Origin of the sequence: Gordonia sp. AC31, assembly GCF_031844505.1 — a bacterium.
Classification (GTDB): domain Bacteria; phylum Actinomycetota; class Actinomycetes; order Mycobacteriales; family Mycobacteriaceae; genus Gordonia; species Gordonia hongkongensis.
The window spans coordinates 1-19356 of the sequence record NZ_JAUZVK010000009.1 but is presented as its reverse complement, the minus strand read 5'-3'; the positions used below and the strand labels follow the sequence as shown (position 1 = coordinate 19356).

Annotated in this window: 16 protein-coding genes; 11 read left to right on the top strand and 5 right to left on the bottom strand. The window is 67.2% G+C overall.

The genetic code is table 11. From position 1 onward, the window contains the following. Positions 1–17: 17 nt before the first annotated feature. Both Q9R39_RS12580 and Q9R39_RS12575 read left to right on the top strand, forming a co-directional pair. Entirely contained in the window at positions 18–4049 is a 4032-nt protein-coding gene (locus Q9R39_RS12580; RefSeq protein ID WP_396275668.1) for a murein biosynthesis integral membrane protein MurJ, read from the top strand. A gap of 161 nt (positions 4050–4210) precedes the next feature. Further along, positions 4211–5485 carry a TetR/AcrR family transcriptional regulator gene (locus Q9R39_RS12575; protein ID WP_311277578.1) on the top strand — a complete coding sequence of 425 codons (1275 nt, stop codon included), beginning with the start codon at positions 4211–4213 and terminating at the stop codon, positions 5483–5485. Positions 5486–5732: 247 nt separating this feature from the next. Here the strand turns inward: Q9R39_RS12575 and Q9R39_RS12570 are convergent, their stop codons facing one another. Further along, positions 5733–6653 carry a sterol desaturase family protein gene (locus tag Q9R39_RS12570; protein ID WP_288813682.1) on the bottom strand — a complete coding sequence of 307 codons (921 nt, stop codon included), beginning with the start codon at positions 6651–6653 and terminating at the stop codon, positions 5733–5735. Between the two features lie 102 nt (positions 6654–6755). On the opposite strand from Q9R39_RS12570, the gene Q9R39_RS12565 reads away from it, so the two are divergent. From Q9R39_RS12565 to Q9R39_RS12525, 9 genes are all read left to right on the top strand, one after another. Further along, on the top strand, positions 6756–7469 hold the full coding sequence (locus tag Q9R39_RS12565; RefSeq protein ID WP_311277577.1) for a TetR/AcrR family transcriptional regulator: 714 nt from the start codon (positions 6756–6758) through the stop codon (positions 7467–7469). Positions 7470–7935: 466 nt separating this feature from the next. After that, a complete protein-coding gene (locus Q9R39_RS12560) occupies positions 7936–8790 on the top strand; it encodes an SH3-like domain-containing protein (RefSeq protein ID WP_058252978.1) in 855 nt (284 codons plus the stop codon). Then, positions 8790–9506, top strand: coding sequence for a thiocyanate hydrolase subunit gamma (gene scnC / locus Q9R39_RS12555; protein WP_058252979.1), 717 nt, complete (start codon positions 8790–8792; stop codon positions 9504–9506). Before Q9R39_RS12560 ends, scnC begins: the two co-directional genes overlap by 1 nt. 3 nt (positions 9507–9509) lie before the next feature. Then, positions 9510–9881, top strand: coding sequence for a thiocyanate hydrolase (locus tag Q9R39_RS12550; RefSeq protein ID WP_311277576.1), 372 nt, complete (start codon positions 9510–9512; stop codon positions 9879–9881). A 96-nt stretch (positions 9882–9977) separates the two neighbouring features. After that, positions 9978–10544 carry an RNA polymerase sigma factor SigM gene (sigM, locus tag Q9R39_RS12545; protein WP_058252981.1) on the top strand — a complete coding sequence of 189 codons (567 nt, stop codon included), beginning with the start codon at positions 9978–9980 and terminating at the stop codon, positions 10542–10544. A gap of 201 nt (positions 10545–10745) precedes the next feature. Further along, positions 10746–11519, top strand: a complete 774-nt coding sequence (locus tag Q9R39_RS12540; RefSeq protein ID WP_165629308.1) for a hypothetical protein — start codon at positions 10746–10748, stop codon at positions 11517–11519. 146 nt (positions 11520–11665) lie between these two features. Further along, on the top strand, positions 11666–12682 hold the full coding sequence (gene trxB / locus Q9R39_RS12535; protein WP_065630850.1) for a thioredoxin-disulfide reductase: 1017 nt from the start codon (positions 11666–11668) through the stop codon (positions 12680–12682). Positions 12683–12740: 58 nt separating this feature from the next. Then, positions 12741–13079: a thioredoxin gene (gene trxA / locus Q9R39_RS12530; protein WP_058252984.1), complete on the top strand. Its 339-nt coding sequence runs from the start codon at positions 12741–12743 to the stop codon at positions 13077–13079. Positions 13080–13348: 269 nt separating this feature from the next. Then, complete coding sequence (locus tag Q9R39_RS12525; protein WP_311277575.1) at positions 13349–14527, top strand: N-acetylmuramoyl-L-alanine amidase; 1179 nt, start codon at positions 13349–13351, stop codon at positions 14525–14527. Here the strand turns inward: Q9R39_RS12525 and Q9R39_RS12520 are convergent. The 4 genes from Q9R39_RS12520 to rsmG all read right to left on the bottom strand — a co-directional run bounded on the left by Q9R39_RS12520 (position 14472) and on the right by rsmG (position 18422). Continuing rightward, positions 14472–15326, bottom strand: a complete 855-nt coding sequence (locus Q9R39_RS12520; RefSeq protein WP_311277574.1) for a hypothetical protein — start codon at positions 15324–15326, stop codon at positions 14472–14474. The two genes, Q9R39_RS12525 and Q9R39_RS12520, sit on opposite strands and share 56 nt — an antisense overlap. Positions 15327–15474: 148 nt before the next feature. After that, on the bottom strand, positions 15475–16527 hold the full coding sequence (locus Q9R39_RS12515) for a ParB/RepB/Spo0J family partition protein (protein WP_068970786.1): 1053 nt from the start codon (positions 16525–16527) through the stop codon (positions 15475–15477). 64 nt (positions 16528–16591) lie between these two features. Continuing rightward, positions 16592–17545 (bottom strand): ParA family protein, encoded by a 954-nt coding sequence (locus tag Q9R39_RS12510; protein WP_065630845.1) that lies wholly within the window; start codon positions 17543–17545, stop codon positions 16592–16594. 169 nt (positions 17546–17714) lie between these two features. Then, entirely contained in the window at positions 17715–18422 is a 708-nt protein-coding gene (rsmG, locus tag Q9R39_RS12505; protein WP_311277573.1) for a 16S rRNA (guanine(527)-N(7))-methyltransferase RsmG, read from the bottom strand. Between the last annotated feature and the right edge of the window lie 934 nt (positions 18423–19356).

Here is a 19356-nt window from a genome sequence, read left to right as displayed (position 1 = left end):
ACGGCGGCAGAAGCGACGTGACCTGGAACGATGAGCCGCGTGTACCGCGGTCGGGGACACCCGGCCCGGTGCCGCCCCAGCGTCCCGAGCGCGCCGCACCCCGGCGGATTCCGCCGAACCGGGTTTCGGGTGGCCGGGTCCCTCCGACGCGGATCCCGCCCGGGTCCCCGGATCCGGGACCCACTGCGCCACGGCCTGGCGCACCAGGATCGCCCGACGCGCGTTCTGCGGCCCCACGACCCGCGCCGCCGCGGCCGGGCGGGCCGGCACCCTCGGCCCCGCGTCCGCCCGCGTCCCCTGCACCGACTCCACCGGCACCCACGCCGGTCCGGCCGGACGTGTCACCGGCCCAGAACAACACGCGGGTCATGACCGCATCCGACCCCCGCGGACCGTCGAACGGTCCGGTGGCCGCCGGCGCGGTGTCCGTCCAGAAGGCACCCGACGAGAAAGCGCCCGAGGGCAAAGCGCCCGACGGGAAAGCGTCGTCGACCGGTCTGGCGCGGGACTCGGACTCGAGCATCCTGCGCACCAGCGGGTCGATCGCGATCGCCACCCTGTTCAGTCGCATCACCGGCTTCTTGCGGACCGTGCTCATCCTCGCGATGCTCGGCCCTGCCATCGCCTCGGCGTTCCAGGCGGCCGACGTGTTGCCGAACATGATCGCCGAGGTCGTCCTCGGCGCCGTGCTGACGGCGATCGTGATCCCGCTGCTCGCCCGGGCCGAGGCCGAGGACGACGACGGCGGCGAGGGTTTCATCAACCGGATCTTCACCATCACCGTCGTCGTCCTCGGGACCGCGACGGTCGTGGCGGTGATCGCGGCACCGCTGCTCACCTATCTGAATCTGGGGGACGGGCAGGTCAATCGCGAGCTGTCGACCGCGCTCGCCTACCTGCTGTTGCCGGAGATCCTGTTCTACGGCCTGTCCGCGCTGTTCATCGCGATCCTCAACCTGCGCGGTTACTTCAAGCCGGGTGCGTGGGCGCCCGTCCTGAACAACGTCGTGCAGATCACCACTCTCGTGCTCTACGCGGTGGTGCCCGGCGAGATCACCCTCAACCCCGTCCGGATGTCCGATCCGCAGCTCCTGGTGCTCGGCATCGGTTGCACGACCGGTGTCGTGCTCCAGGCGCTGATACTGGTGCCGTTCCTCCGCAAGTCGGGGGTCCGGCTGCGCCTGCAGTGGGGCATCGACGCGCGCCTGCGCCAGTTCGGGAACATGGCCGTCGCGATCGTCGCCTACGTCGCGCTGCTCCAGGTCGGCTTGATCGTCACCTACCGGATCGCATCGTCGGCCGACGCGTCGGGCGTCAGCATCTACTTCACCCACTGGCAGTTGTTGCAGCTTCCGTACGGTGTGCTGGGCGTGACCATCCTGACCGCGATCATGCCGCGACTGTCGCGCAACGCCACCGCCGACGACACCAAGGCGGTCGTCGACGATCTGTCCCTGGCGACGCGACTGACGATGGTCGCCCTCGTCCCGGTCGTGTCGTTCATGACGTTCTTCGGACCGGCCATCGCCATCGCCGTGTTCAACTTCGGGAAGTTCGACGCCGCCTCCGCGTCGCAGCTGGGTTCGGTGCTGTCGTGGGGTGCGTTCACCCTCATCCCGTACTCGATGACCCTCGTCCAGCTGCGCGTGTTCTACGCCCGCGAGGACGCGTGGACCCCGACGTTCATCGCGCTGGGCATCACCGTGGTGAAGGTGGTGTCGTCGTACCTGGGGCCGGTGCTCTTCGACGATCCCGAACTCGTCGTGCGGTGGCTCGCGTTGTCCAACGGGTTGGGCTATCTGGTCGGTGCCGTCGTCGGTCACTTCCTGCTCCGCAGCCGTCTTCGCGGGGCCCGGCTCTCGGATGTGGCACGCACGTCCGTCGTGACCCTGGCCGTCTCGATCGGGGTCTCCGCCACCGTGTGGGCAGTCGCGAAACTCACCGGCCTCGACGACATGATCGGCTGGCTGGGCAAGGTGGGGTCGGTCCTCTACCTCGGGCTGACCGCCGCGGTGGTGCTCGCGGTGACCTACGCCGGTCTCGCCGCGGCCCGCGTACCGGATGTCGTCGCGATCGGGCTGGCCGTACGCCGTCTGCTCGGCCGGTTCATCCCGGCGCTCGCCCCGCCGCCGCAGCCCGAACGTGAACAGTCACCGGCGATCACAGTTCAGTTTCCGCGCGTCACAGGCGACGAATCGCTCCCGTACTCTGGTCAGGTACAGGTGCTGCGCCGCTTCGACAGAGGTACCGCGACGTGGCAGTCGTACTCCGTACACTCCGGTGGCGCGATCGGCGCGACCCGGGATGTGCGCCCCATCCCCGAACGCGCGCCGGTACCGCGTGACATCAGATACCGCAGGAGAGGAGTCCGTCGCGTGAGTGACAGTGAGGTCGACACCACTGCTGCCACCGGGCCGCCCGCCGCGCCCAGAGCCGGCGACGCACCCACTCCACCGACCCCGACTCCCGCCGCCGAGACCGGTGCGGCCGACAGCGCGGCGAGCCCACGCCGGCGCGGACCACGCCTCATCCCCGGTGCTGCGGTCGCCGGCGGCCGGTACCGACTGCTCGAGCAGCACGGCGGCACCCGCGGTCTGCAGTTCTGGCGGGCCCAGGACATCAACCTCGACCGTGAGGTCGCGCTGACCTTCGTCGACGCCGAGCAGCTCGCACCGCCGCCCGAGCGTGGTCAGGCCGCCAAGATGTCCGATCAGGGACCGCAGGCCGTGCTGTCGCGCACCCTGCGCCTGGGCCAGATCAACTCCGACGGGGTGGCACGGGTCCTCGACGTCGTCCGCGGATCGTCGGGCGGCATCGTCGTCGCCGAATGGGTGCCCGGATCGTCCCTGGCGGATGTCGCCGGGTCGGGACCGTCGCCGATCGGCGCCGCGCGGGCGGTGCGTTCGCTTGCCGCGGCCGCGGAGATCGCCCACCGCTCCGGTGGCGCGCTGTCCATCGACCATCCCGACCGCATCCGCATCAGCCACGACGGCAATGCCGTGCTGGCGTTCCCCGGCACCCTCGCCGGGGACGACAAGGCGTCCGATGTCCGCGGCCTCGGGGCCGTGCTGTACGCGCTCCTGCTCAACCGCTGGGCGCTCGATCCCGCGGACGGGTCCCGGCTGATCACCACCGCCGACTCCACCGAGCCCGTGGGTGGGATCCCCGTGGCCACGCCCGGTGAGGACGGACAACCGGTCGAGCCGCGGCTCAGCAAGCCCGACATCCCGTTCGAGATCTCGGCGGTCGCGGCGCGCGCGCTCGACGGTTCGCGCGGGATCCGTACCGCGGCGACGGTGCAGCACGTGCTCGATCAGGCCACGGTCGTCGACCTGAACACCGACATGTTGCCGGCCATCACCGACGCCCCGCCGCCGGTGAGCGTGGCGCCCCGACTGGGTGCCGGCGGCGACGAGAAGCCACCGCGCCGCAACCTGGCGTTGCTCATCGGCGCCGGACTCCTCGCGCTGTTCATCGTCATCGCGCTGATCGTGGGTGCCACCAACATCTTCGGCGGCAGCAGCGGCTCGAGCGACATCGACTCGATCCTCACCACGACCGAGCCCTCGCCTCCGCCCGGCGCCCAGCCGCCGCCGGCCCCGGCGGCCCCGCAACCCATTGCGCTGCAGTCGGTCTCGGTCGTCGACTTCTCCGCGCAGACACCGGACAACTCGGCGAACGTACGCCACGTGATCACCGGCGCCGCCCCGCCGTGGCAGACCGACAACTATCGCGGGCGTCCGGACTTCGGCGGGCTCAAGCCGGGGCTGGGCCTCATGTTCGACCTCGGAGCGGAACGCCCGGTGCGATCGGTCACCATCGAGAGTCCGACGCCCGGGATCAGCGTCGAGATCCGTACGTCGCCGTCGGCGCGTCCGGCGTTCGCCCGGACGACGACGGTGGCGTCGGGTCAGGTGGACCAGGCGTCCACCACGATTCCGATCGCCCAGCCGCCGACCACCCGCTACGTCATGGTCTGGCTCACGAACCTGCCGAGTTCGGGAAGCGGCTATCAGGCCGAGATCTCGCGCGTCACGATGGCCGGCTGACGCACCGGTCGAGCACCCGACCGCGCCCCGCGATTATCGGCGCGTGCAACTCGAGGTCCGAGTTACGACCAACGGGTATGAACGACGACGGCACTCGGGTACGAGCGGGGCATGACGCGGAACCATCGGCGCGGTCTCCTGTACCGCTGCCCTCGACACCAATGTCGAAATCCGCAGACATCGCGAGTGCGAAGAGCGCTCGACTGCCCGAACTCCGGCTCGAACACCTGGTCCGAGAGGCGACACGCCTGTTTCAGGAGTTCGGCTATCGCAACGTGAGCATGGAACAGATCGGGGCGACGGTCGGACTGACCGGGCCTGCGTTGTACCGACACTTTCCGTCCAAGCAGGACATCCTCGCGCAGGCGTTGACCGCGCAGGTGCGGACCGTCAGCCGGTTCATGGCCGATGCGCAGGAGCGCGGCGGCACTCCCGAGGAGCAAATCGTGTTGTTCTTCGACGCATTGGGTGACATGACCGCGCATCGAGATGTCTCCATCCTCTGGAACCGCGAACGATTGCACCTGGAGCGATCAGGCCTGTCCGAGTTGAATCGCTCCTTCGGGGGACTCGTGGACACGCTGGCGGCGAAGATCAGCGCCGCCCGACCCGCGGTCGACCCGGCGGGCGCGGAGCTACTCGCGACCGCTGTCCTCAGTGTGTACTCGAGCACTGCCCGGATGCGTGGCTCACTGTCGGCCAAGCGGCTCATGCAGGTCCAGCGAGCGCTCACGGACTCGATTCTCGACTGTGACCTGGCCACGGCTCCGGTTGTGGTGGGGACAGATGACGCACGATCACGTCGAAGTCCGATCGCCCGACGCGAACGAATCCTCGACGTCGCGACCGAGTTGTTCTTCGTACGCGGCTTCCGGAACGTTCGTATCGACGAGATCGCCGCCCACGCGGGCGTCTCGGTGGCGACCGTCTATCACGAGCACGCAGGGAAGACGGAGATCTTGTGGACGGTCATCCGTCGAGGCATCGAAGGCTTGTTGGGGACGTCGATCGCGGCACTCGACGGAGCCGCCGCCGGTGACACGCTCGACGTGCTCCTGCGCGTGTTCGTCGACTACTCGCTGGGCCCCAATGGGCGGGTGCTGGCCGTGGCAGTTCGGGACGCGGTGTATCTACCGGAAGCCGACCAGATCTCTCTCGGCCGCATCACCTCGGACTACTCCGCCGAGTGGACCACTGCCATCCGCGTGCGTACGCCCAGCCTGTCACAGGCCGATGCCAAGGCTCTGGAGCAGGCTCTGGCCGGGTTCGCCGGCCACGTGATCTCGTCCCCCGAGCTCCGCTCTCGGCCGGGAATCGACGGGCAAATGAGGAAACTGGCATACGCCATCCTGATACCGCGCGCTCGTATCTTCCGTGACGGTTCCCTCGGCCGACCCGCGGTACTCACGCGACAGCCTGACACGCGAGAAGGGTAGGACCGACACGGGGGCATCGGGCGCTTCGCCGTTCTCGGGGCGACGGTGGTGGCAGCAGGGCTCGGATGCCTGTTCGCGGCAGGCTCAGATGCACGAACCAGATTGAGTGAGTTGAGGTCTGGCTCATGAGCTTCGTGATCAGCCCGGCGGTGCTCGGCATCCAGACCGCGCTCATCTCACTCGTCACGACGATCGGCACGGTGACCGCATAGGGCGCCCGACCGACCTCGCCCTTGAGGCCGCTCCGTCAGACGCCTTCCGAGGATGCGCCAGTCGTCCCCGCCACCTGCTCTCCGACCAGGTCGCGTGGCGTCCATCCCGGCGGCCCGAAGACGTAGCCGAGGCGGGCGCGCCACGTCGACGCACCGCGCACATCCCGCGCGATCGCCGCATATTCGTGCGTCTGCAGTCGCAGGATGTTGTATGTGTCCACCGGTTTGGTCAGGCCGTAACGGGGCCGGCGGATCTCCGGTGCGAACGTGCCGAACATCCGGTCCCACAGGATGAAGACCCCGCCGTAGTTGCGGTCGAGGTACTCGGGGTCGCAGCCGTGGTGCACCCGATGATGCGACGGTGTGTTGAGCACGAATTCGACGGGTGCCCAAAGTTTTCCGATCCGTTCGGTGTGAATCCAGAACTGGTAGATGAGATTCAGCGAGTAGGCGGCGAACACCAGGGCGGGCGGGATGCCTAGGAGCGGTAGGGGGATCCACATCAGCACCGCGGCGCTGATGTTCCACTTCTGCCGCAGCGCCGTCGCGAAGTTGAAGTACTCGCTGGAGTGATGGGCCTGATGGGTCGCCCACACCAGGCGGACCCGATGCGAGACGCGATGACTCCAGTAGAAGAGGAAGTCCACGCCCAGGAAGGCGATCATCCACGTGTACCACTCGTCCGCGGGCAGCTGCCACGGGGCGACATAGGCGAACAGCACGCTGTACAGCAGGAGTCCGAGGAATTTCCAGAAGGCGCTGGTCGCGATCGACACCAGTCCCATCGAGACGCTCGAACGCGCGTCCCGCGAGTCGTAGGCGCCCGGCGGCGCTGTCTCGGTGTCATCGTGCTCGAGTTTGGCCGCGGCGAACCACTCGATGGCCAGCAGGGTGACGAAGAACGGGATCGCGAGCACGGTCGGCTCACGCATCGGCTCCGGCAAGAGCTCCAGCACAATTGTCCCCTCACAGCGATATCTGACACGACGCCATGTCACTTACTTCTGACAAGGTAACGTGTCAGAAGATCTGCTGTAAAGACCCGGGAGGGAGCTCGCGTGACAGCCGTGCCGGACCCGACCCCGTCGACGCCGACCCCGCCCGGACGACGCTATGGCGGAGCCGACCCGACGCAGCGGCGCGAACGCCGTCGCGCCGCCCTGATCGCGGCCGGGCTCGACGCCTTCGGAACCGACGGATACGCGAACGTGTCGGTGAAGGGGATCTGCGACCTCGCCGGACTGACGCAGCGATACTTCTACGAGTCCTTCACCGACCGCGCCGCCCTGCTCGTCGCCGTGTACGACGACTGCGTCGACTTCGTCCGGGCGGCGACCGTCGATGCCGCAGCGGAGATCGCCGGCGCCGCCCCCGGATCATCGGACTCGGCGGAAGGCGTTGCCGCCGAGCGTGTTCCGGATGTCACACGAGCGGCTCTCGGGGCGTTCATGTCCTGCCTCGCCGACGATCCCCGGCGCGCGCGTGTGATGCTCGTCGAAGTGGTGGGTGTGTCCCCGGAGATCGAGCGGGTCCGCATGCGCGCGATCCACGACTGGGCCGCGCTCATCCTGGCACTCGCTCGTGGCGCGCGACCGACGTCGGACCGCGAACGGCTGGCGTCGGTGGGCCTGGTCGGAGCAGTCACCCAGCTTCTCGTCGACTGGTACGTCGCCGGTGCGGGGGAGGCCGACGCGGAACGCTATGCGCTCGACGAGATCCTCGACGTTTGTGTGGAGCTCTTCGTCGCCGCCTATGGCCGGCTTCTGACCTGACCCCTTCGAAGCTGCTCCCATATCCGCAAGAACTACAGAACCGCTGCTGTGTGGGGTCAAAACGGTGCCCTCCCTCTGCTCCCTGATCCGAAAGAACGCCCTGCCCCCTGCTCTCTCAGCTGAGGAGCGCCCGGAGCTTGCGGAGGGCGCGTCACGGTCTTCGCAACCCGACTCACCAGGACCCTTCGTGACGGCCTCCGCAAGCTCCGGCCTCCTCAGGGAGCAGTGGTTGGGCTTGCTCGAACACAACGGGTTCCTTCGTAGTCCACGACGGCCGCCAGGCCGCAGATACTGAGGTGCGAGGAGCGCAAGCGACGAGCCACGAAGGGTTGATGCGCTCGCGGCTGTCGTTCGTTCGGATCGGGGAGCAAGGGCGTGCCGAAAACGCTCCTGAACCCCGCGGCCGGCGTGTAGGTTCTCCTGCAACTGCGCTGCAACCGTCGGACAAGGGTCCGGGAGGTGTCCGGTGAGCACTGCCGAAGAACGTGCGAGACAACTCGAACTCGTTGCGCGACTTAAGTCCTCGTATCCCGAGCTGCCGGATGCCCCGACGCCCGATCTCCTCGACCACGATCGATTCGTCGCCTACATGAAGCCGGTTCACGACGTCGGGGGTGAGCCCGACGCACCGATCACCTACGAGGGCAAGGCGTACGAAGAATGGGAGCACATGACCTATGTCATGTGTGAGGTGCTCGCCTGGCGCGGAATCTGGTTGTCCGAAGAGCGGCGTCGGATCGGCAACGTCGACGTCGGTCGCGCGGTCTACCTCGGAATCCCGTACTACGGACGCTGGTTGCTGGCGGTCGCCAGAATTCTCGTCGAGAAGCACCACATCGCGCTCGGCGAGCTCAGTGAACGCATGCTCGAGGTCCGGGAGCGATACGCGGGCGGCCTGGACGGCCGGCGTCTCGAGGCCCGCCCGCGCAGCGTCGGAGACGGATCCGACGTCCCGCGGAACACACACCACCGGCACGCCATCGGAATCGGCGACCCGCAGATCTACGCCGGGCGGGCGGGCGACGCCGCATTCGGCATCGGGGACCGGGTCCGGGTCCGCGAGCTGCCCGTCCTGTTGTACACCCGGACACCGGAATACGTCCGGGGCGCGGTCGGCGAGGTCGCGGCCGTCGCCTACGAGAGCCCAGCGCCCGAGGACGAGACCTGGGGTCTCTCTGACGCCCAACCGGAGTGGTTCTACGTGGTCCGGTTCACCATGGGCGACCTCTGGCACGGCTACACCGGGCCCGCCGACGACACCCTGCAGACCGAGATCCCCGAACGCTGGCTCGAATCCGCCGGCGGAGAGGACGACCGCTGATGAGCGACGATCACCACGACCACGACCACGACCACGACCGGACGGTCAAGCCGATGGTCGACGAGATCACCGACTTCGAGGTACTCGAGATCGCGCTGCGTGAGCTGTGCATCGAAAAGGGACTCTTCACCGCCGAGGAGCACCGCCGCTTCACCGAGTTCGCCGAACAGATCGGGCCGACGCCCGCGGCGACGCTCGTCGCCCGGGCCTGGCTCGACCCCGAGTTCGAGCGATTGGCACTCGACGATCCGATGGCCGCCAGCAAAGAGGTCGGCGTCGACTGGCTCGAACCGACCGGTTTCGGAACACCCAGCGATTTCACGGCTTTCGAGATCCTCGCCGACACCCCCACGATCCATCACGTGATCGTGTGTGCGCTGTGCTCGTGCTATCCGCGCCCGATCCTGGGGAACTCGCCCGAGTGGTACCGAACGCCGAACTACCGTCGCCGGATGGTGCGGTGGCCGCGACAGGTGCTGTCCGAGTTCGGACTCCAGCTCCCGGAGGGTGTCTCCGTACGCGTGCAGGACTCCAATCAGAAGCACCGCTTCATGGTGATGCCGCGGCGCCCGGCAGGCACCGACGGATGGACCGAGCAGCAGCTGTCGGAGATCATCACCCGCGACTGCCTCATCGGAGTCGCGCTCCCCAGACCGGGGGTCACCACCAACGTCGTCTCGGCCATCCGTCCGGCCGTCCACCCGGCGGGGGAGTAGCCGATGACCGAGGACGGACGCACCGGATCATCCCACGGACCACTCGAGGAGATCGTCGACCGGAACCAGGTGTGGCACCGAATGGCCGCGAAATACGGTGTGGAGAACCCTGTTCCACCGTGGAAGACGAGCCTCGACGGTCTCTGCGATGCGCTCGACCGGGTCGCCGACTCCACCGCGGTGAACGCGGGCGCCCCCGGCGTCGTCGAACGACGCGACGAGGAGGACCGGCTGTCGGCGACCATCTACGCCGACCTGCCCTACCCCGAGAACCAACTGGTCGCCCTGGCACACACTCTGCTCGACCGGGAGGTCATCGACGAGAGTGAGTTGCGGACGCGGATGGCTGCGGTGCGCGCCCGCCTGGAGTCCTGACCGGCCGGCCTGAGGACAGATCCGTCAACCGGCGACAGCTGTGCACAGCCGTCGCTCCAACGGATGACGCGGTGTCGGCTCCACTACTCTCAGCCCATGCCCGGGGGGAACGACGCGATCGACACGCGTAGCGACGAGCAGCTTCTGCACGCTCACCTCGCCGGCGACCCACACGCCTTCTCCGATCTCATCAGCCGCCATCTCGATTACCTGTGGTCGGTGGCGCTGCGGACCAGCCAGAATCCGGAGGATGCCGCAGACGCGTTGCAGGACGCCCTCTTCGCCGCGCATCGGACCGCACACGACTTCCGGTCCGATGCCAAGGTGACGAGTTGGCTGCACCGGATCGTCGTGAACGCCGGCCTCGATCGCATCCGACGGAACAAGGTCCGCAGAACCGTGCCGCTGCCGGAATGGGACGTGGTCTCCATCGCCGACACCACCGACGACATCGCCGCCGTCGACCTGTCGGTGTCGATCGGACGGGCGCTGCACGTCCTCCCCGAAGGGCAACGGGCGGCCATCGTCGCCGTCGACATCGAGGGTTACACGGTCGCCGAAGCGGCCGAGATCCTCGGTGTCGCCGAGGGCACGATCAAGAGTCGATGCGCTCGCGGCCGCCTCAAACTCGCCCAGGTCCTCGGACATCTGCGGAGCGGCTGACCCGCCATCACCCCGACTGGTCCATACCGTTCCCGACAGATCGCGGCCGGGGGGAACCGAACCGGGGCGGGCCGCGTCCAAGTATTCGACGGATCGCGACCAGGAGACCGCCTCCTCTGACCCGACTCCGCTCGTGAACCACGCCGAACCGAGCCGAACTCCACGAACGCCCGCCATCCCCCGGAATGGAAGACTGACACCATGACCCCTCGGGGACCCGTTGACCACGAGACCGGCGATCTACCGGACCCGCCGTATTCGGCGGAGATCCTCGCCGACCTGCACGCCGGTGCACTGCCCGACCGGACAGCCGCACACATCCGTTCCCGCATCGTCGATGACGTTGCCGCACAATCGATCCTGGCCGCGCTGGATCACACCTCCGACGATCTGCGCTCCGCCGGTCCGGCGCCCGCACCCGTTCCCGACCAGGTCCGCGCCGACGTCGCGACCACCCTCGCCGCGCTCGGCCGGGATCCCGCACCGGTCGACATCTCGGCCGCACGCCGCGGGCGTCGACCCGCCCGCTCCCGATCGCGCGACGACCGTCGAATGGCCGGCCGTCTGTTGCTGGCTGCCGCCGCAGTCGTCGTCGTCGCGGTCGGAACAGTCGGAATACTGCGGCTGGTCTCGGCGCCCGACGCGACCAATCCCGGGCAGACGCCGCGCGCTCAGTCGTCGTCGGTCCCGACCCCGGCGGGTCCCGCGGGCATCGCGACCGCACTCTCGGTCCTCGGGCGTACCGACGGAGCACCCTTTGGTTCCGTGGAGGCGCTCCGCCGCTGCACCGCCGCGCACCTGGTACCGGTCGAGGTCGTGATCGTCGGTTCCGGTCGAATCCTCGTCGACGGCACCGGGGCCGCCGCGATTCTCTTGTCGACGGGCGTGGCAGGACGTTTCGACGCGCTGATCGTCGGCCTCGACTGTGACCTGGGAAACCCGGCGCTGATCTCACGGGGCATCGTCGGCGGGTGACCGGCACGTCGCGAGGCCCAGGGTTGCGCCGACCGGCCGGGGCACGCGTCGCGTCCGCGGGAACATCTCCGCCTACCCTGGTGTTGAAGCAGCCGTGACCCGCCTGGACTGGGCGGGTCTCGCTAAACCCACAGCACGGAGGACAAGTGAGCCAGCCAGAGACCCAGCAGATCCACGAGTTGATCATCATCGGATCTGGTCCTGCCGGGTACACCGCAGCGATCTACGCCGCGCGCGCCGAGCTATCTCCGATCGTCTTCGAGGGCACCCAGTTCGGTGGCGCTCTGATGACGACCACCGAGGTGGAGAACTTCCCCGGTTTCCAGACCGGTATCCAGGGTCCGGCGTTGATGGACGAGATGCGTGAGCAGGCCATCCGCTTCGGAGCCGATCTGCGCATGGAGGACGTGGACACCGTTCGGCTGACCGGCCGGATCAAGGAGGTCGAGGTCGGCGGGGAGATCTACCGGGCCCGCGCCGTCATCCTCGCCATGGGCGCGGCGGCGCGCTATCTCGGCATCGAGGGGGAGCAGCAGCTCCTCGGCCGCGGTGTGTCCGCCTGTGCCACCTGTGACGGTTTCTTCTTCAAGGACCAGGACATCGCCGTCATCGGCGGCGGCGACTCCGCTATGGAGGAGGCCACGTTCCTGACCAAGTTCGCGCGAAGTGTCACGCTGGTCCACCGTCGTGACGAGTTCCGGGCGTCGAAGATCATGCTCGAGCGCGCACGTGCCAACGACAAGATCCGTTTCGTCACCAATGCCGCGGTGCAGTCCGTGGTCGGCGACGGTTCGGTGTCGGGTCTGAAGGTCGAGGACACGCGCACCGGCGAGGTCAGCACCCTCGATGTGACCGGCATGTTCGTCGCGATCGGCCACGACCCGCGCAGCGAGCTCGTCCGCGGACAGGTCGACCTGGATCCCGAGGGTTACGTCCTGGTCCAGGGACGTACGACCCTCACTTCGCTTCCCGGCGTGTTCGCCGCCGGGGACCTCGTGGACCACACCTACCGACAGGCCATCACCGCCGCGGGCAGTGGATGTTCGGCGGCCATCGACGCCGAGCGCTGGCTGGCCGAGCAGGGTGAGGCAGCCGACCTCAGCGTGGACGACGCCGAAGCGGCCTCCGTTTCCGAGATCGACGCTGTTCAGGCACCCGCCTGAACCGTCAACCACCTACCCCCTGGGCCACCCGGCCCGGTCCGACCAAGGAGATCAGATCATGGGTGCACACACCGTTGCCGTCACCGACACCACGTTCAAGGACGCCGTTCTCGGCGCCGACAAGCCGGTTCTGGTGGACTTCTGGGCCACCTGGTGCGGTCCCTGCCGCATGGTCGCTCCGGTTCTCGAGGAGATCGCTCGCGACCACGGCGACAAGCTGACGGTCGCCAAACTCGATGTCGACGAGAGCCCGTCGACCGCGCGTGACTTCCAGATCATGTCCATCCCGACCATGATCCTGTTCGACAAGGGTCAGCCGGTGAAGACGATCGTCGGCGCCAAGGGCAAGGCCGCCCTGCTTCGTGAGCTCGACTCGGTCGTCGGCCAGTCGGCCTGACGACCTGCGATTCTCCGCGCATCGACGCGACAGTCCGACGGGTGAACGACGTTTCCGTTCCACCCGCGGACTGTTTGCGTTGGTAGTGTCGGCCGTGGTCTCGACCGGAGACCCCTGCACGCCGGATCACACCGATTCGGCTCCGTGCAGTTTGGTGTAGTGAAGTCCAGCTGCGAGAATGCAGGCTGACGTTTCACCGGTGTACCGCTTGGCTACATCGGACATCGCGCAGAGCCGCACCTGCCGCGATTCGTACGAGGGGTGACCAGATGCCATTGTTCCGACTTGGTGATCACGGCTCGGCGGTGGCCGAGATCCGCGCCATCCTCGTCGGACGTGGTCTGTTGCCCGACGATGGATCCTCCAGCGCCACACACGGTGGTTCGGCGAACGGGTGGAATCCACCCGAAGCTGTCTTCGACGAGGCGTGTGACCGGGCCGTCCGTGCGTTTCAGCAGGAGCGCGGCCTGATCGTCGACGGTATCGTCGGTCCGGCGACCTACCGCGTCCTGCGCGAGGCGTCCTACCGTCTCGGCGCTCGAGTGCTCTCGTATCAGCTGTCGGCGCCCATGGTCGGCGACGATGTCGCCACCCTGCAGAGCCGGCTGCAGAACCTCGGCTACTTCACGTCGCTGGTCGACGGCGTCTTCGGCCTCACCACTCATAACGCAGTGTGCCTTTACCAGAGTGAATACGGTCTCGCTTCCGACGGCATCTGCGGTCCGGCCACCCTGCGTTCGCTGGAGCGCCTCGGCACGAGAGTGACCGGGGGTTCGCCGTACGCGATCCGCGAAGAAGAGCACGTCCGTCGTTCCGGACCGCAGTTGTCCGGGAAGCGGATCCTCATCGACCCCGGCTCCGGTGGACTCCATGCCCTGTCGACGGGTGAGGTCGCCGATCGCGAGTCGGAACTGCTGTGGGACCTCGGTGCTCGTCTCGAAGGCCGGATGGCGGCCGCCGGAATGCAGACGTTCCTGTCGCATGACGGTCGGGGACGTCCCGGGGACGACGAGCGCGCTCGCGTCGCGAATCTGATGGACGCCGACCTGATGATCTCGCTCCGCTGCGGCCATTACCGGAACGCGCGCGCCAATGGTGTCGCGTCGTTCTACTTCGGCAACAACGACTCGTACTCGACGATCGGGCGCAACCTCGCCGGCTTCATCCAGCGGGAGATCGCGGCACGCACGCCATTGTCGGACTGCCGGACCCACGAGCGCACATGGGACGTTCTCCGGCTCACCAAGATGCCCGTGGCCCTCATCGACGTCGGTTACATCACGAACCCGAACGACGCTGCAGTGCTTGCTGATTCGGATTGGCGCAACGTCATCGCCGACGCCATCGTGGTGGCGGTGAAGCGACTGTACCTGCTCGATCAGGACGATCGTCCTACGGGCACTTATACTTTCGCGGATCTGCTGGCCGCGGAGAACAGCTCCCGCTGATCCGCTGCGGCCCGGTTCCCACCGGGACCGCCGTCCGCTGCCGACCGGCCAGATCCATCTCGGCCATCACCACCAGTTTCTGCAGCGCACTCTCCACCTCGACCTTCCAGCCGAGCCCTTCGTCGAGCTCCAGTCGGAAACGCGGGAACCTCTGGTGCGACGACACGACGTCGAACCCGGAATCTTTCAGAAACGACGCGTCATTCATACAGTTCGTGCAGAGGTCGCCCTGGGGGTCGTCGAGGATCTCACGCGCGACTTCGACGATCGCCTCATCCGACCAGAGCTCGAGATCGTCGGCCACCCCGCCCGCGCTCCCGGCGAGCACAAAGGGATCCGCGCCGGACCCGTTCCGTACCAGACCGAACGATTCGACCGCCCGGACGCCTCGTCGGATCAGGTCGCCCAGCACCGCGTCCAGCAGGATGGTGGCGACTTCGTCGTGGCCGGGCTCGGTACGGATGCTGGTGAGCAGCACGGCGTCGTGGCTGACCGGCGACGTAGGGAAGTGCTGCGACCGCGGAACACGATTAGGCGGCGCGTAGAAGGCTGTACCGATGACAGTGTTCGTGCTCGATTCGATCGCGACCTGCCCGCACGCACCCCAATCGAGGAGAAGACCCGAGATCCACGCCTCCTTGTCGAACTCGCTCTCGTAGGGTTCGAGATCGCCGGGGCCCCGTGCCGTGCCGCGGCTTGTCTGCGCCACGGGCTCGACTTCCCAGAAGACGCAATTGCGGGTGTGGCGGGGGAGCGACGCGAAGGATCCCAGTTCCAACCGTGTGACGGACACACTCATGTCGGTGCGCCCCGGTCGAGAATTCCACGGATGCCGAATGTAGCAGCGCAACAACAGCTTTCGCTGTACAAGCGCCCGCTGGCTACGTCAATCGTCACTGTGACATTACTTCCGCGTCTAGGTGGTACCGGAAATCCCGCGTCGAAATTCACTTCTTCGGATCGATGAACTCGACAATGCGTTCCAGGTCGTCGACCGAGCCGAACTCCACCACGATCTTGCCTTTTCTTTTCCCTAGACTGACTGTAACCCTGGTGTCCAGACTGTCGGACAGTCTCTCCGCGAGATCCTGGAGGCCTGGCATCTGCATCGGACGGCGTTTCGGTGCCGACGGAGATTTCGCTTCCGGACCGTCGCCACGATTGGCGAGCGTGACAGCTTCTTCAGTCGCCCGCACCGACAACCCTTCGGCGACGATCCGCGCCGCGAGAGCTTCCTGAGCGTCGCTTCCGGTCTCGAGGGACAGGAGAGCGCGGGCATGGCCGGCCGACAGCACCCCCGCCGCGACCCGGCGTTGCACCGGAATCGGGAGTTTGAGCAACCGGATCATGTTGCTGATCAGCGGGCGAGAACGGCCGAGGCGAGAGGCGAGCTCCTCGTGCGTCACACCGAACTCCTCGAGCAGCTGCTGATAGGCCGCCGCTTCTTCGAGTGGGTTGAGCTGCGCACGGTGGATGTTCTCCAACAACGCATCGCGCAGCATGTCACCGTCAGGCGTCTCCCGCACGATCGCGGGGATGGCCTCGAGCCCTGCCTCCTGGCTTGCCCGCCACCGGCGCTCACCCATGACGATCTGATAGGCGATCCCATCCGCGGTGGGCTGCTTGAGTCGGCGCACCACGATGGGCTGCATCAGCCCGAACTCTCGAATCGAGTGCACGAGCTCCGCCATCGCCTCGTCATCGAAGACGGTTCTGGGCTGACTGGGATTCGGCTGGATCTCCTTCGGGGGCAACTCGCGGTACACCGCGCCCGCCTCTTCCGGGCTGAGAGGTTGCGTCCCGGTCGCCTGCGTAGCGGCAGTCGACGAGGTCTTGACGCCATCATCAGCTGTCGTCGGACCCTTGCCGATGACGACATCCGCTGCGGCGTTGCCGAGGCGCGGGGCGCCCGATTGGTCGTCGGCAGGCCCCGTCGGAATCAGCGCCGCGAGCCCTCGTCCGAGTCCACCCCGGCGCTGAGCGGCGTCTCGTTGACTCATTGGTGCTCCCTTTCGCGATGATGGTCGTGAGTCGGCGTGTCACGTGAACCGAGGCGATACCGGATCACGCCGGCGCCCCCTCGGCAGCCCGCAACGCCAGTTCGCGTGCGGCATCGAGGTAACTCATTGCGCCGCGAGAGCCGGGGTCATACTCGATGATCGTCATCCCGTAGCCGGGGGCCTCGGACACCTTGACGCTCCGCGGGATGATCGTGCTCAGCACCTTGTCGCCGAAGTGACGCCGCACTTCTTCGGCCACCTGGTCGGCCAGCTTCGTCCTGCCGTCGTACATCGTCAGCACGATCGTGGAGACGTGGAGCTCACGGTTGAGGTGCGCCTGTACGAGTTCGATATTGCGCAGCAGCTGTCCGACGCCCTCGAGTGCGTAATACTCGCACTGGATCGGGATGAGAACCTCACGGGCTGCCACCATCGCGTTGACGGTCAGCAGACCCAGTGATGGGGGACAGTCGATGAACACGTAGTCGATCTGGTACTTGGCAAGCACATCGTCGGCGAGCGCATTACGCAACCGATTCTCGCGGGCCACCAGCGACACGAGTTCGATCTCGGCGCCGGCCAGATCGAGAGTCGCAGGCACGCAGAACAGGCCGCGCTGGCTGGGCGACTCCTGGATCGCTTCCTCGAGGGTCACTTCACCGAGCAACAACTCGTACACCGATGCGATGTCCTCTGCGCGATGATCGATGCCGAGCGCGGTACTGGCGTTGCCCTGGGGGTCGAGATCGACAACCAGAACGCGAAGACCGCGCAGCGCGAGTCCCGCCGCAAGGTTGACGGTCGTCGTGGTCTTCCCGACGCCGCCCTTCTGATTGGCGACGGTCATGATCCGTGTATGCGGCGGTTTGGGTAGTTGCCCCGCACCCCCGGGAGTCAGTACCTGACTCGCGCGCTCGGCGGCCATGGCGATAGGGGTGTCGGCGAAGGGCTGGCCGTCAACTCCGGGGTGACCCCCTGCCGCAGTTTCACGTGAAACATTCGGGTCTTGATCGACCACGCGTGGACTCCTTTGACCGACCTCGTACGGACTCGCGTCCGTACCGCCGGCGGCTGTAGCTGCCGACCCTACGGTCGCGGAAGCGTCCATTGCAGCACCTTCGGGGGTGCCGACAGAACGCTTCCTATTCTGCGCCCTCCGCGGACTCCACACCAATCCGATCGCCTCCTCAGCGCCGTCCGGAACGGCCACCGCGCGACCGCTCGGTCTTCGTTCCCACGATCACGGTCGTCGGCGTCTCGAGAACGCGATCGCCACACGTGTGAACCGTCAGTTCTGTGATCCCAGAGCGCCCGACCACCGCCCGATCCCGTTCGATCTCTTCGGCGGCTGACGACCCCTTGATCGCGATCATCTGGCCTCCGGAACGGACCAGGGGAGCGGACCATTTCGCCAACCGTTCGAGCGGCGCGACGGCCCGCGACGTCACCACATCGGCGGGCTCGACGACGGCGCGTACCACCTTCTCTTCGGCTCGTCCACGGATCACGATCACGTTGTCCAACGAGAGCGCGGCAGCAGCACGGTCCAGGAAGGTGCTGCGTCGGAGTAGCGGTTCGATGAGCGTGATTGAGAGATCCGGCCGTGCGATGGCGAGGGGGATGCCGGGGAGGCCGGCACCGCTGCCGATGTCGATCACGCGCGATCCGTCGGAGATGAGCTCGCCGAGTACGCCGCAGTTGAGGATGTGACGATCCCACAGTCGCGGGACCTCTCGCGGACCCATGAGTCCGTGGTCGATCCCATCGGTGGCGAGGATGCGCCAGTAGTCCACCGCCAGCGCCACCCGCTCACCGAAGACATCAGTCGCGATGTCTGGCGGAACCGCCAACGCATCAAGATCGTGCTCGTGCCCGGGTTGTGCGTCAGACGGCACTTCGCCTCCGTTCGAGTGGGATACCTAGACAGTGTTTCACGTGAAACCCAACCCTCTGCCAGGTCGGTGCACATCGGGTCCTAACGCGATGTTTCACGTGAAACACATCGGTGTGATTCGAGGACAAACCGGCGGAACTGAGCGCAACGTCCCGTCGAACCCGCGATCGACATCTGCGCCGCTTACGCCCCCTCCCGCTCCCTGGTCCGAGAGATCCGCTAGATCTCTGGACCTGGGGCCAGAAGCACAAGCCGCCAGGCCCAACAAGCGACGAAGAAGCGCGGTCGAGATCGACGAGCCTCGATAGATTCGCGACGCATCTCGCCAGGACCCTTCGTGACGGCCTCCGCAAGCTCCGGCCTCCTCAGGGAGCGGTGGTTCCCTCGTAGCCCACGACGGCCGCCAGGCCGCAGATACCCGAGGAGCGAGCTCGGGAGCGATACCACCTGCTCCCTGAGGAGCGACCTTGCGAGCGTCACCACCCGCTCCCTGAGGAGCGACCTTGAGAGCGTCACGAAGGGTTCTGGGGAGTCGGGCTGCGAAGACCCTTCGTGACGGCCTCCGCAAGCTCCGGACGCTCCTCAGGGAGCAGGGGGGGGTGACGCGCCCTCCGCAAGCTCCGGACGCTCCTCAGGGAACAGGGGGCGACGCGCCCTCCGCAAGCTCCGGACGCTCCTCAGGAAAAAGGGGGCGACGCGCCCTCCGCAAGCTCCGGGCCCTCCTCAAGGAGCGCAGGTTTGCCGCGCCCTCCGCAAGCTCCGGACACTCCGTAGGGGCGGAACTAGACGCGCCCTCCGCAAGCTCCGGACGCCCTCAGGGAGCAGGTCGTTCATTCGGACCAGGGGAACACGGACTCGGATGTTCACGAGTGTTCTTCATGGTCCACAACAGTCGCCAGGCTGAGGATAGTGACGTGCGAGCCCTGCGCCACCCA

Bases quoted from the DNA above. Each gene is read 5' to 3' on its own strand.
- Q9R39_RS12575 (WP_311277578.1), top strand. From the start codon at position 4,211: ATGTCGAAATCCGCAGACATCGCGAGTGCGAAGAGCGCTCGACTGCCC.
- scnC (WP_058252979.1), top strand. From the start codon at position 8,790: ATGAGCGACGATCACCACGACCACGACCACGACCACGACCGGACGGTC.
- Q9R39_RS12550 (WP_311277576.1), top strand. From the start codon at position 9,510: ATGACCGAGGACGGACGCACCGGATCATCCCACGGACCACTCGAGGAG.
- sigM (WP_058252981.1), top strand. From the start codon at position 9,978: ATGCCCGGGGGGAACGACGCGATCGACACGCGTAGCGACGAGCAGCTT.
- Q9R39_RS12540 (WP_165629308.1), top strand. From the start codon at position 10,746: ATGACCCCTCGGGGACCCGTTGACCACGAGACCGGCGATCTACCGGAC.
- trxA (WP_058252984.1), top strand. From the start codon at position 12,741: ATGGGTGCACACACCGTTGCCGTCACCGACACCACGTTCAAGGACGCC.
- Q9R39_RS12525 (WP_311277575.1), top strand. From the start codon at position 13,349: ATGCCATTGTTCCGACTTGGTGATCACGGCTCGGCGGTGGCCGAGATC.
- Q9R39_RS12520 (WP_311277574.1), bottom strand. From the start codon at position 15,326: ATGAGTGTGTCCGTCACACGGTTGGAACTGGGATCCTTCGCGTCGCTC.
- Q9R39_RS12515 (WP_068970786.1), bottom strand. From the start codon at position 16,527: ATGAGTCAACGAGACGCCGCTCAGCGCCGGGGTGGACTCGGACGAGGG.